Here is a 12,489-nt window from a genome sequence, read left to right on the forward strand (position 1 = left end):
CGTCGAACGATGGGACCCGGATCGTGGTTCCGCATCCGAATCGGTCGATAGGGCGGGCGAGCCAGAGGTAGGAACGGCTAACACGGAAATAAACGGGATAAGGGAAGCAAGCGATATGACGAAAGAAGTCAAAAGCTTATGGGGCTGCATCCTCATTCTTTGCGTCTGCATCTTGGTGCTCGCCGGCATGCTCATCTTCAAGCATGATCGCCCTTCCGCGGGGCCGGATGCGAATGCTTCCCCTGATTCCTCAACGGTTGTGGCAACCGTCGGCGGGGAGAAGGTAACGCGCAAGGAATGGCAAGAGGAATTGGAGCGGCAGTATGGCGCGCAGGTAATGGAACAGATGTTGACGGCCAGGGCAGCAGCGAAGGAAGCGGAAGCGTTAGGGATTACAGTAAGCCAAAAAGAAGTGGAGCAAGAGATTGCGCGGCAAATGCGAGGGTATGAGAGCGCAGAAGCTTATTTTCAGGCAATGACGGACCAGTTGGGAATGAGTCCGGACCAGATTCGGCAGGACATCCATCACCGGCTGCTGCTGGAGAAAATCGCGACTCATAACGTGAATGTGTCGGAGGAAGAGCTTGACCAGTATTTGCAGGACCATCGGGATACTTACGAGTCTGTCGATGTGTATCAGCTCGCCCATATTGTCGTGCCGACCCGCGAGGAAGCGGAAGACGTGCTGGCGAAGCTGAAGGACGGAGAGACCTTCGCCTCCTTGGCAGGGAGATTGTCGGTGGATGAATTCTCCTCCTATCAGGAAGGTCGTCTCGGATGGATCGACGCGAACGATCCGTTCTTCTCCCGGGCGGAACTGGAAGCGGCGCGCGAGATGGAGATAGGCGACATCTCAGAGCCGATTGCAGTGAGCGACGGATTCGCCATTCTGACCGTAACCGGCAAGCGCGAAGCGCAGTCGGAGGGCGAAGCTGCGATCAAGGAGCAGGCCCGCCGGGATGTGGCGCTGTCCAAATCGCCCCCGCTGAGGGAGTGGGAAGAGGCGCTTCGCAAAAAGTATCATGCCGTCGTTCTCGCGGCAGCATCCGTGAACGGGTAAATAAAAGGGATAACCGCAAGAGCGAGTGGATTCGTCCGCCCTTGCGATTATCCCTTTTTGTCATGCAGAGCCATCGGGTGTTATCGCCTGGAGCAAGCTTCAATTTTTTGGCATAACCTTCGCGTGCTCTATTGACAACCTACAGCTGGATTGGTAAGATTGAATAAAACCTAGTGCTTTAGTCGGAAATTAGTGGATAATACGGATGTACACGGGCAACACCGAGATATTGAATAATGGCAGGAGGGCATCGTTATGGCAAGAATCGTCAATAATGTAACCGAATTGATTGGGGATACTCCACTAGTGCGTTTGAACCGCATCGTGCCGGAAGGCAGTGCCGAGATTTACGTCAAGCTCGAATATCAGAATCCGGGAGCCAGCGTGAAGGACCGGATCGCAATCAGCATGATCGAAGTGGCAGAACAGGAAGGCTTGCTGAAGCCTGGCGATACGATCGTCGAGCCAACGAGCGGTAACACCGGGATCGGCCTGGCTATGGTGGCGGCGGCCAAAGGTTACAAGGCGATTCTCGTTATGCCGGAGACGATGAGCATCGAACGGCGCAATCTGCTGCGCGCCTACGGCGCGGATCTTGTGCTCACCCCGGGCTCGGAAGGAATGAACGGGGCCGTGCGGAAGGCAGAGGAGCTTGTTCAGGAGAATCCTTCTTACTTCATGCCGCAGCAGTTCAAGAATAAGGCGAACGTCAAGGTGCACCGCGAGACGACAGGTCCGGAGATTGTCGAAGCGATTCGTTCGCTGGACGGCCGGCTGGATGCGTTCGTGGCCGGAATCGGCACCGGCGGAACGATCTCGGGAACCGGCGAAGTGCTGAAGGAGAATTTCCCGGATATCCGGGTGGTCGCGGTCGAACCGTCCGCTTCTCCGCTGCTGTCGGGTGGCAAGCCGGGACCGCATAAGATTCAAGGCATCGGGGCGAACTTCATTCCGGACATTCTGAATCGCAATGTCTACGATCAGATCATTGCGGTGGATAATGAAGACGCGTTCGAGGTGGCCCGCCAGGTCGCGAAGTTGGAAGGCATTCTGTGCGGCATCTCATCGGGAGCGGCCATTCATGCAGCACTGCAGGTCGCCCGCGAGCTGGGCGAAGGGAAGCGCGTCATTGCCGTCGTTCCAAGCAATGGCGAGCGCTACTTGAGCACGCCGCTATTCAACTTCGAGAATTAATAGATTTCCATGTATTGCATACCCCCTCCCATCAGGAGCACGCGGCAAGCCATTGCCCTGCGCGCTTTCTGGTGGCGAGGGGGTTTTTGGATATGTAAGGGAGCCTTTTCTTCCCGAGGCTCTTTGTTTATACTTACGGTAACGATTCCGGTGATTCATGTCACAGATAACAGATATGAGATCAGCGGTAAGGCGAGGTGGAGAAGTGGAGCAGATGTCCCTGCGTGAAGCAGCGATCATTACAGCCGGCCATTGGAGCCGGTGGGTAGAGGAAGGGTACACCGTGCTTCCTTATATAGCGGAATATGAATGGGGGCATGAGGCCTTGGCTTCATGGCTTCCGGTATGGGAGGACGCAGGCAGCCATGCGGCCGTGCTCGAGAGCGGCAAGGACGGCCGGTACACGTTTGTGGCCTGCCGGCCCGTGTCCGTCATTACCGGCAAGGAGCGGGAGGCGTTCATTCAGGAAGGGGATAACCCGGCCCGCAGGGAGGAAGGGGAGCCGCTCCAGCTGTTGAAGCGGTGGATGTCCCCTTTCCGCGCGCCGAAGGTGGACGGGATGCCCAAGTTCGTCGGCGGCTGCATCGGGTATTTAAGCTATGACGTCGCCCGTTCCCTTGAACGGCTGCCCGAGTCGGCGGCAGATGATCTGGAGCTGCCGGACTACGTATTTGTGCAAATGGATGAGCTGTGGATTGTGGACAAGCAGGAGCGGCGGCTGTACTGCGCCGTCATGACGCGCTGGCCGGACAGGAACGCCGGACAGGAAGCGGTTGGCGCTGCCCTTGCCGTGAAGTATGAGGAAGCAGCCTTGCGGGCGCTGGCGATGAAGGCCCAGTGGGACGGATGGCAGGAACGAGCTTCCGCGAGCTTCAGCCCGGGCCAACAGGCAAGCTCCTTGTCCGTTCACGGTCATGATCTGCAGACGATGGATATTGAAGCGTTCGAAGGGGTCGCTTCGGCATTTCCGAAGGAGGAGTTCAAGGATGCGGTGCGCCGCATTCAGCACTATATCGGGCAAGGGGACGTGTTCCAGGTGAATTTGTCCATGCGCCAGTCCCGCCGCATGCGGGAGACGCCGGAACGGCTGTATGAATGGCTGCGCGCATTGAACCCGTCCCCGTACATGGGATTGCTTCGGTTCCCCGAGTTCCAGCTTGTGTCTTGCTCCCCGGAGCTGCTCGTCCGGCTGGAGCAAGGGACCGTCAGCACGCGCCCGATAGCCGGGACGAGACGCCGCGGCCGTATGCCGGAGGAGGACGCGCGCATGGCGGAGGAGCTTCGGACCAACGAGAAGGAGCGGGCAGAGCATATTATGCTCGTCGATCTGGAGCGCAACGATCTTGGGCGCATCTCGGCCTATGGTTCGGTGCGGGTAGACGAGTTGATGGCCATCGAGACGTACTCTCATGTCATGCATCTCGTCTCGGAAGTGCGCGGGACGCTTGCTGAGGGCAAGGATGCCTTCGATGTCATCCGAGCGACATTCCCCGGCGGGACGATTACCGGCGCGCCGAAGGTGCGGACGATGGAAATTATCGAGGAGCTGGAACCGGTCCGCCGCGGGCCATATACCGGGTCTTTCGGCTGGATTGACTATAACGGCGATTTGGAATTAAATATTATTATTCGTACGCTGGTGACGAAAGACCAGATGGGCTATATTCAGGCGGGAGCCGGCATCGTGATCGATTCCGACCCGAAACGGGAATATGCCGAATGCCTGAACAAAGCCAAGGCATTATGGAAGGCAGTGCAGTTGAGCGAGAGCGTGCCGGCGGATGCTAATCCGCCGGGAGAGAATGAAGCAGAGGCAGACGAGGCGAGAGGAGCTGGTTCAGGATGATTCTGGTTATTGATAACTATGATTCGTTTACGTACAACTTGGTGCAATATTTGGGGGAGCTCGGCGAAGAGGTGCAGGTCTACCGCAATGACGAGATTGATATCGCGGGCATCGAACGGTTGCAGCCGGATCATCTGCTGCTGTCCCCGGGCCCATGCACGCCGAACGAAGCGGGCATCACGCTGCAGGTCATTGAGCATTTCGCGGGCATCATCCCGATTCTGGGCGTGTGTCTCGGCCATCAGGCAATCGGCCAAGCCTTCGGCGGGGAGGTTGTTCGTGCCGGACGGCTGATGCACGGCAAGACGTCCCCGATTCTTCATCAAGGCGAATCGATCTTCGCCGGCTTGCCGAATCCGTTCACGGCGACCCGGTATCATTCGCTTATCGTCGATCGGGCGAGTCTGCCGGCTTGCCTGGCGATTACGGCGGAGACGGCCGAAGGGGAAATTATGGGGCTGCAGCATAAGGAACATCCGATTGTTGGCGTCCAATTCCATCCGGAATCGATTATTTCCGAGCATGGCCACCAGATGCTGCGCAATTTCTTAAGCATGGCGGCGCCTGTGCGATGACAGGCATCATCGGTTGGAATGGAGAGCTGGTGCCGAGTCATGAAGCCGCGGTTTCCGTGATGGACCACGGGTTTCTGTACGGCATGAGCCTGTTCGAGACGATGCGCACGTATGGCGGCCGTCCCTTCCTGCTGGAACGGCATCTGGAGCGGCTGTCCGGCGCCTGCGAGGAGCTGGGAATCCGCTGGACGGCTGAAGCAGAGCAGGCGGAGGCTCATATCCGGGCCGTCATGGCCGCGAATCATCTGGAAGAGGCCTATGTCCGGTATACGGTCAGCGCCGGCGAGAACGGCTTCGGCTTGCCGGGCGGCGAGTACGCCAGCCCGGTGACGATTGTGCTGGTGAAGCCGCTGCCAGACGTCCCGGATGCGCTGTATGCGCACGGGAAGCCGCTGCAGCGGCTGCGGCTGGCGCGCAACCGGCCCGAAGGGGACAGGCGCTTCAAGTCGGGGCATTACATGAATAATATTCTCGCCAAGCGCGAGCTGGGCGGCTATGAGTCGGCGCCTCTCGGGGCGGAAGGATTAATGCTGACAGCGGAAGGATGGCTGGCGGAGGGCATCGTCAGCAATCTGTTCTTCCTCACGGGCCGCCGGCTCTGTACCCCGGAGCTTGCAACGGGCATTCTTCCCGGCATCACGCGGGGGGTGGTTCTGGAGCTGGCTGCGGCCTGCGGTCTTACGGCGGAGGAAGGGCTGTACCGCTGGGATGACTTGATGCAGGCAGACGAAATTTTCATTACGACCTCCGTGCAGGAACTCGTCCCGATTACTTCGCTGTGGGATGAGACAGGGCAGTCAGCCGAGGTAAGCGGGGGGCGAATTGGAGCCTCCACCCGTGCGCTGTTGAACGCTTATCGCTCCCTGACGGTGCGCAATGCTTGACAAGCTGCGAATGAAGGACGAGGCGTTGGCGGCCCATTATTCTCGTAACATAGTATACAAGAGCTTGTAACAGATCGGAGATGTTGAACATGCTGCAGCCGACATGGCGGCAACGAACCTATCGTTGGGCGAACGGTGCCTTGACTCTCGGTCAGCGCACCTTAATTATGGGCATATTGAATGTGACTCCGGATTCCTTCTCGGACGGCGGCCGGTATAACCGCGTGGACGCGGCTCTGCGTCACGCGGAGGAGATGCTGGAAGCGGGAGCCGACATTATCGATATCGGCGGGGAGTCGACCCGTCCGGGTCATCAGCCCGTAGGGCAGGAGGAAGAGCTGGAGCGGGTGCTGCCGGTCATCGAGGCGCTGCGTCGGGAGCTGCCGCAGGCGCCGATCTCGGTGGATACGTATAAAGCGGAGGTGGCGCGGCAAGCACTGGAGGCAGGCGCCCATATTATTAATGATATCTGGGGCTGCAAGAAGGAGCCGGAGATGGCGCATGTCGCCGCCCGCTATGGATGTCCTCTCATCTTGATGCATAACCGTCCGGAACGGCGGTATGACCGGTTCGTCGAAGAGGTGAAGGCCGACTTGCTCGCAAGCGTGGCGCTGGCCAAAGCGGCTGGAGTGAAGGACGAGCAGATCTGGCTCGACCCCGGCATCGGCTTCGCCAAGACCGGGGAGGACAATCTCGTCCTGATGAGCCATCTCGACGAGCTGTGCGCGTTAGGATATCCGGTATTGCTTGGCACATCCCGCAAGAAGTTCATCCGGGATACGCTGCAGCTGCCGGTCGACGATGTGGTGGAAGGAACGGCGGCGACGGTGGCGCTCGGCATTGCGCAGGGCTGCCAGATCGTGCGCGTGCATGATGTCGCCTCGATCGCGCGTACGGCGCGGATGTGCGACGCGGTGCTGTACCGCTGACACCAGGCGGCAATTCAAGGGAAGGAAAGGAGCGGAAGCGATGAGAGTCGTGAAGCCGGATCGGATGCAGATCCATCGGATGGAGTTTTTCGGCAAGCATGGGGTGTTCGCGGAGGAGCGGGCACTGGGTCAGCGCTGGATCGTCGATCTCGATTTGCAGATCGATTTGCAGAAGGCGGGACAATCGGATAAGCTGGAGGACTCCATTAATTATGCCGAATTGTTCTATTCCGTCAAATCCATTGTAGAGGAGCAGTCGTATCAGCTCGTGGAGGCGTTGGCCGAGCGGATTGCCGAGACGCTGCTGGACGGGTATCCCGCCATTCAAGAGGCTCATGTGCGGGTAACGAAGCCGCACCCGCCGTTCGATATTCATTTCCAGGGCGTGACGATAGACATTACGCGGGCTCGGGAAGAGAGACGTCAAGCGGAGGCTGCCGATGAATGAGATGAAGCAGGAAGCGGTGGCCTATATTGCGCTTGGAGCCAATCTTGGCGACCGGGAGCGCTCTCTGCAGGAGGCGCTGGCGAAGCTGGACGCCCATCCCGGGATTCGGGTGGCCGCATGCTCGGACGTTTATGAGACGGAGCCGGTCGGGTACACGGATCAGCCTCAATTTTTGAATATGGCGGCCCAGGTGGCCAGTACGCTGGCGCCGCAGGACCTGCTGCGTGTCATGCTGGACATCGAGCTGGAGATGGGACGGGTTCGCGATGTTCGCTGGGGACCCCGCGTCATCGATCTGGACCTGTTATATATGGAAGGATTCGAGATGGATTCGCCGGAATTGACGCTGCCTCACCCGCGGATGGGAGAGCGGCTGTTCGTGCTCATTCCGCTGGCGGACATTGTGCCTTCGGATAATCGCCGGCTGCACGCATTCGTTCACCGCGCCCTGGGAACACTGGATGGGAAGGAAGATATTCGGAAGTGGACACGCTTCAGTTGGCCCGACGAATCCGCGCCTTCCGCAAATTAAGAGGCTTGACCCAGCAGCAGCTGGCTGACCGGCTGGAGATGTCGGTATCCGTGCTGGGCGAGATTGAGCGGGGACGGCGGAGACTGGATCAAGCTATGATGGGGCGCATTGCCGGGGAGCTCGGCGTAACGCAAGAGGAACTGGCATCTGATCCTTCTTTCCGGTAAAATGGTATCCTGGCATTGCCGAATATGACCCGGCTCACGCTGTGCAGACGGTGAATTCGATAGAACAACGAGAGAAAGGAGAGTGGTCGATGTGTTGAAAATCGCCAACATCGAAATGAAAAATCAAGTCGTGCTGGCGCCGATGGCCGGCGTCTGCAATCCGGCGTTCCGGCTGATCGCGAAGGAATTCGGCTGCGGCCTCGTCTGTGCGGAGATGGTCAGCGACAAAGCGCTCGTCCATGGCAATGAACGGACGAGAGAGATGCTGTATGTCGATGATCGGGAGAAGCCGCTCAGCCTGCAGATTTTCGGAGGAGACCGTCAGTCGTTGGTGGAAGCTGCCAAAATTGTCGATAAAGAGTCGAACGCGGATATTATCGACATCAATATGGGTTGTCCCGTACCGAAGGTGACGAAATGCGATGCGGGCGCGCGTTGGCTGCTCGATCCGAATAAGATTTACGAGATGGTGTCGGCTGTGGTCGATGCCGTGGATAAGCCGGTTACGGTCAAGATGCGCATCGGCTGGGACGATGAGCATATTTATGTGGTGGACAATGCGAAGGCGGTCGAACGCGCAGGCGGTCAGGCGGTCAGCGTGCATGGCCGCACGCGGGAGCAATTGTATACCGGCAAGGCGGATTGGAGCTACATTCGCCAAGTGAAGGAGGCAGTCTCGATTCCGGTCATCGGGAACGGTGATGTGGCGACGCCGGAAGATGCGCGGCGCATGCTTGATGAGACGGGATGCGACGGCGTCATGATCGGCCGTGGCGCCTTGGGCAATCCATGGATGCTGTACCGTACGGTCGAATATTTGACTCACGGCAAGCTGCTTCCTGATCCGGCGCCGGAGGAGAAGGTGCGCATTGCCATTGTCCATATGGACCGCCTGATTGCGTTGAAGGGCGAGAATGTGGCGGTCAGGGAAATGCGCAAGCATCTGGCCTGGTACTTGAAGGGGCTGCCGGGAGCGGCGCGCGTCAAGGACAAGGTGATGGAAGGGACGCGGCGCGACGAGATGGTGCAGTTGCTGGAGGATTATGTCGCCGGCCTTGAAGCGAAGGAAACGATGGTCAACTAGATGAAGCATGCAGCAGGGCGCGATGCCCTGCTGATTTTTGTCAATGCTGGAAGCGATGGAAAAGTCTTGATGCTGCTCTTTGCCGCCTGATTCAAGACAGGACCTGCATCAAAGCGTTTTCACGTCAGTGGGGCGTCTCATTGACTTTTACAAAATCATCCCATATAATTCAACAATAGAAAATTAGCTACGGGCTGATGCGTGCCCATGCATCTATTGGGAATCTGGAACAAGCCTGCGCAAGGGGGCATCATGTGGCCGTGGCGCCATATGATGAGATTAAGGCATTCGCATCGATAAGCTGCCGCTCACTGCGAGAGCGGCCGAAGCTCGCATGCGAAAATAATGATCATGACAGGAGAATCGGTAAGATGAGTGATAAAGAAGTCATTCTGACCCAGGAGGGTCTGAAGAAGCTCGAGGAAGAACTCGATAATCTCAAATCCGTCAAGCGCCGCGAGGTGGCGGAACGAATCAAGATAGCGATCGGCTACGGGGATATCAGCGAGAACTCCGAATATGAAGACGCGAAGAACGAACAGGCATTCATTGAGGGTCGTATCATTACATTGGAAAAAATGCTTCGTAATGCCCGCATCATCAACAACGACGAGATCGATACGGATATCGTGAGCATCGGCTCCACCGTCATCGTTCAGGATCTCGAGTTCGGGGATACGATGGAGTATACCATTGTCGGTACGGCGGAATCCGATCCATTGAAGAACCGGATTTCCAATGAGAGTCCGGTAGGCAAGGCGATTTTGGGCAAAGCCAAGGGCACTGTTGTTGATGTCAGCGTGCCTGCAGGCGTGATTCAATACAAAATCGTCGATATCAAGCTCTAAGCCGCGACCCTGGCGAGAGCGGTGAAGCCGGTTAGTCGGCAAGCATAGGGGTAGGTGGCCGGCAGCGGCTACGGGGACATAACGGATCAAAGCTTCCTTTAGGGAAGCTTTTTTCTCATCGTACGGCAGATGTTATGGCGAGCTTCTGGCTGTTGGCGGACGAGCTAAGCGGGCCGATGACAATCATTGACTATATCCCGGCGTCCCTGTCGTGTTATGATAACGGTATGGAATGATCCGCAATGGGCCGATGCCAACCGGACATGCGGAGCAATAGAAGGAGTGAAACGTATGACGGATGTCGTCAATCAAGAGACCGAATTAAGCGAATTGCTACAGATTCGCCGCAATAAGTTGGACGAGCTGCGGAAGCTCGGCATTGATCCGTTCGGTGCCAAATATAGCCGCACGCATACAGCCCAGGCTGTATTGGATAAATATAACGGCATGACGAAGGAAGAGCTGGAGACGGAAGGCGCTGTCGTCAGTCTGGCCGGACGCATTATGGCGAAGCGGGAGATGGGCAAGGCAAGCTTCGCCCACATTCAGGATCTGAGCGGCCGCCTGCAGATCTATGTCCGCCAGGATACGGTGCCAGCGGAGAAGTATGAGGCATTCACGATGCTGGACCTTGGCGATATTATCGGCGTGAGCGGCAAAGTGTTCAAGACGAAGACCGGCGAGCTGTCGGTGAAGGTAACGGATCTGGAGGTGCTGTCCAAGTCGCTCTATCCGCTGCCGGAGAAATATCACGGCTTGAAGGACGTGGAGCTGCGCTACCGTCAGCGCTATGTCGATCTCATCATGAATCCGGATGTGCAGCAGACCTTTATCGCGCGCTCCCGCATCATTCAATCGATGCGCCGCTATTTGGATTCGCTCGGTTACTTGGAAGTGGAGACGCCGACGCTGCATGCGATCGCGGGCGGTGCGGCGGCGCGGCCGTTCATCACGCATCATAACGCGCTCGATATGACTCTGTACATGCGGATTGCGATTGAGCTGCATTTGAAGCGTCTCATTGTCGGCGGCCTGGAAAAGGTCTATGAAATCGGACGCGTCTACCGCAATGAAGGGATTTCTACCCGCCATAATCCTGAATTTACGATGATCGAGCTGTACGAAGCGTATGCCGATTATGAAGATATCATGCGTCTGACGGAAAATATGATCGCGCATATCGCGCAAGAAGTGCTTGGTTCGATGAAGATCCGTTATCAGGGCCATGACATCGATCTGACTCCGCAATGGCGCCGCTTGTCGATGGTTGACGCGGTCAAGGAAGTAACCGGTGTTGACTTCTCGGTACAGATGACCGACGAAGAGGCGCATGCGCTGGCCAAGGAGCACAAAGTTCCGGTGGAGAATCACTTCACGTTTGGACATATTTTGAACGCCTTCTTCGAGCATTTCGTGGAAGAGACGTTGATCCAGCCGACCTTCATTACGGGGCACCCGGTGGAGATCTCGCCGCTGGCGAAGAAAAATGCGCAGGATCCGCGCTTCACGGATCGCTTCGAATTGTTCATCGTGGCCCGCGAGCATGCCAACGCGTTCACGGAGCTGAACGATCCGATCGACCAGCGCCAGCGCTTCGAGGCGCAGCTGGAAGAGCGCGAGCATGGCAACGACGAGGCGCATGAGATGGATGACGACTTCATCCGCGCCCTGGAATACGGCATGCCGCCGACAGGCGGACTGGGCATCGGGGTTGACCGCCTCGTTATGCTGCTGACCGATTCGCCTTCGATTCGCGATGTGCTGCTGTTCCCGCATATGCGCGACCGCAGCAATTCATAATAAAAGAACGGCCAAGGAGACCGGCTCTCGATAGGAGGGCCGGTCTTTGTGCTTCTAACAGCCGTTTCGTTTTCGACAAGAAATCACGAACGCAAATTGACATTTCCGAAACGGATTGCTATGTTTGTGGTATCGATAACACCTCAGAATATTTCTCACCGCATGACGAAGGTATTCCGGTTCATTCCTGGCGGTTCCTGGGAGCTTCCCCGGATGGGCCTACGAGGAGGAGTTGCATGACGGATGACGTGACGAAGGACGGATTGGATCGGTTGTGGTACCGGCAGCCTGCCGGACAGTGGGTGGAGGCGCTGCCGATAGGGAACGGGCGCCTGGGGGCTATGCAATTCGGCGGGGTGGATTCGGATCGCCTGCAGTTGAATGAAGATTCGGTCTGGTACGGCGGGCCGGCCGCTCGCGAGAACCCGGATGCTGCCGCTTACTTGCCCGTCATCCGGCAGTATCTGCTGGAGGGCAAGCCTGAAGAGGCGGAGCGGATCGCCAGTCTGGCGCTGGCTTCGGTGCCGAAGCATTTTGGTCCTTACCAGACGCTTGGGGAATTGAAGATGTTTTTCCATGGAGAAGAAGGAGAAGTGTCTGGCTACTCGCGGGAGCTATCCTTACCCGATGGACTGGCCCGGGTCGAATACACTCGGAACGGCATCGCCTATTCGCGGGAGCTGCTCAGCAGCGTTCCCGATCAAGTGATCGCGCTTCGGTTGACGGCCTCTGCTGCGAAGCGGTTATCTTTGTCCCTGTATTTGAACCGGCGCTCCTTCGAGGACGGGACGACGGTTATCGCATCGGACACGATCGCGATGCAGGGGCAATGCGGGGCTGGAGGGGTTCGTTACTGCGTTGCATTGAAAGCGCTTGCCGACAATGGTGAAGTGACTGCTATCGGCGATTGCCTATCTATAGACGCTGCCGACGCCGTGACCCTATACGTCGCAGCGGCGACCACTTTCCGCGAATCGAATCCGCTGCAGACTTGCCTGCGCCAGGTGGAAGCGGCCGCTGCGAAAGGCTACCAACAGGTCCGCTCGGATCATGTCCGGGACCACCGCGCTCTGTATGAGCGGGTCGCGCTTCGCCTCGGCGCCACTTCAGAGGATTCCCTGT

At 57.7% G+C, this 12,489-nt stretch carries 13 protein-coding genes (1 of these 13 only partly in view); all 13 read left to right on the top strand.

What is annotated here, in order from left to right:
* Window positions 1-115: 115 nt before the first annotated feature.
* Entirely contained in the window at window positions 116-1,060 is a 945-nt protein-coding gene (locus NNL35_RS02955) for a SurA N-terminal domain-containing protein (RefSeq protein WP_006678264.1), read from the top strand.
* Between the two features lie 255 nt (window positions 1,061-1,315).
* Window positions 1,316-2,254: a cysteine synthase A gene (cysK, locus tag NNL35_RS02960; RefSeq protein ID WP_006678263.1), complete on the top strand. Its 939-nt coding sequence runs from the start codon at window positions 1,316-1,318 to the stop codon at window positions 2,252-2,254.
* A 214-nt stretch (window positions 2,255-2,468) separates the two neighbouring features.
* A complete protein-coding gene (locus tag NNL35_RS02965) occupies window positions 2,469-4,100 on the top strand; it encodes an anthranilate synthase component I family protein (RefSeq protein WP_006678261.1) in 1,632 nt (543 codons plus the stop codon).
* Window positions 4,097-4,675, top strand: a complete 579-nt coding sequence (locus NNL35_RS02970; protein ID WP_006678260.1) for an anthranilate synthase component II — start codon at window positions 4,097-4,099, stop codon at window positions 4,673-4,675. Before NNL35_RS02965 ends, NNL35_RS02970 begins: the two co-directional genes overlap by 4 nt.
* Window positions 4,672-5,559: an aminotransferase class IV gene (locus tag NNL35_RS02975; RefSeq protein WP_006678259.1), complete on the top strand. Its 888-nt coding sequence runs from the start codon at window positions 4,672-4,674 to the stop codon at window positions 5,557-5,559. The genes NNL35_RS02970 and NNL35_RS02975 overlap by 4 nt, the downstream gene beginning before the upstream one ends.
* A gap of 89 nt (window positions 5,560-5,648) precedes the next feature.
* Window positions 5,649-6,488 (top strand): dihydropteroate synthase, encoded by an 840-nt coding sequence (folP, locus tag NNL35_RS02980; RefSeq protein ID WP_006678258.1) that lies wholly within the window; start codon window positions 5,649-5,651, stop codon window positions 6,486-6,488.
* Between the two features lie 40 nt (window positions 6,489-6,528).
* The gene (folB, locus tag NNL35_RS02985; protein WP_006678257.1) at window positions 6,529-6,936 is read left to right on the top strand and encodes a dihydroneopterin aldolase; all 408 of its coding nucleotides are present in this window, start codon (window positions 6,529-6,531) and stop codon (window positions 6,934-6,936) included.
* Window positions 6,929-7,468: a 2-amino-4-hydroxy-6-hydroxymethyldihydropteridine diphosphokinase gene (gene folK, locus NNL35_RS02990; protein ID WP_006678256.1), complete on the top strand. Its 540-nt coding sequence runs from the start codon at window positions 6,929-6,931 to the stop codon at window positions 7,466-7,468. Before folB ends, folK begins: the two co-directional genes overlap by 8 nt.
* On the top strand, window positions 7,435-7,635 hold the full coding sequence (locus NNL35_RS02995; protein WP_240765146.1) for a helix-turn-helix domain-containing protein: 201 nt from the start codon (window positions 7,435-7,437) through the stop codon (window positions 7,633-7,635). The genes folK and NNL35_RS02995 overlap by 34 nt, the downstream gene beginning before the upstream one ends.
* Before the next feature lie 91 nt (window positions 7,636-7,726).
* Window positions 7,727-8,719, top strand: coding sequence for a tRNA dihydrouridine synthase DusB (gene dusB / locus NNL35_RS03000; protein ID WP_006678254.1), 993 nt, complete (start codon window positions 7,727-7,729; stop codon window positions 8,717-8,719).
* 371 nt (window positions 8,720-9,090) lie between these two features.
* On the top strand, window positions 9,091-9,567 hold the full coding sequence (greA, locus tag NNL35_RS03005; RefSeq protein ID WP_006678253.1) for a transcription elongation factor GreA: 477 nt from the start codon (window positions 9,091-9,093) through the stop codon (window positions 9,565-9,567).
* Between the two features lie 291 nt (window positions 9,568-9,858).
* Window positions 9,859-11,367, top strand: coding sequence for a lysine--tRNA ligase (gene lysS, locus NNL35_RS03010; protein ID WP_006678252.1), 1,509 nt, complete (start codon window positions 9,859-9,861; stop codon window positions 11,365-11,367).
* A gap of 236 nt (window positions 11,368-11,603) precedes the next feature.
* Window positions 11,604-12,489, top strand: partial view of a glycoside hydrolase family 95 protein gene (locus NNL35_RS03015; protein ID WP_006678251.1) — the start only. Its footprint extends 1,454 nt past the window's final position; 886 of the gene's 2,340 nt are visible here — the first part of the coding sequence; the start codon lies at window positions 11,604-11,606; its stop codon lies beyond the right edge, outside the window.

The organism is Paenibacillus dendritiformis, from assembly GCF_945605565.1.
Lineage (GTDB): Bacteria > Bacillota > Bacilli > Paenibacillales > Paenibacillaceae > Paenibacillus_B > Paenibacillus_B dendritiformis_A.

What these genes read in the sequence shown, in the direction of transcription:
- NNL35_RS02975 (WP_006678259.1), top strand. Translation starts at nt 4,672, where the DNA reads ATGACAGGCATCATCGGTTGGAATGGAGAGCTGGTGCCGAGTCATGAA.
- folK (WP_006678256.1), top strand. Translation starts at nt 6,929, where the DNA reads ATGAATGAGATGAAGCAGGAAGCGGTGGCCTATATTGCGCTTGGAGCC.
- cysK (WP_006678263.1), top strand. Translation starts at nt 1,316, where the DNA reads ATGGCAAGAATCGTCAATAATGTAACCGAATTGATTGGGGATACTCCA.
- lysS (WP_006678252.1), top strand. Translation starts at nt 9,859, where the DNA reads ATGACGGATGTCGTCAATCAAGAGACCGAATTAAGCGAATTGCTACAG.
- NNL35_RS02965 (WP_006678261.1), top strand. Translation starts at nt 2,469, where the DNA reads ATGTCCCTGCGTGAAGCAGCGATCATTACAGCCGGCCATTGGAGCCGG.
- folB (WP_006678257.1), top strand. Translation starts at nt 6,529, where the DNA reads ATGAGAGTCGTGAAGCCGGATCGGATGCAGATCCATCGGATGGAGTTT.
- folP (WP_006678258.1), top strand. Translation starts at nt 5,649, where the DNA reads ATGCTGCAGCCGACATGGCGGCAACGAACCTATCGTTGGGCGAACGGT.
- NNL35_RS02970 (WP_006678260.1), top strand. Translation starts at nt 4,097, where the DNA reads ATGATTCTGGTTATTGATAACTATGATTCGTTTACGTACAACTTGGTG.
- greA (WP_006678253.1), top strand. Translation starts at nt 9,091, where the DNA reads ATGAGTGATAAAGAAGTCATTCTGACCCAGGAGGGTCTGAAGAAGCTC.
- NNL35_RS02955 (WP_006678264.1), top strand. Translation starts at nt 116, where the DNA reads ATGACGAAAGAAGTCAAAAGCTTATGGGGCTGCATCCTCATTCTTTGC.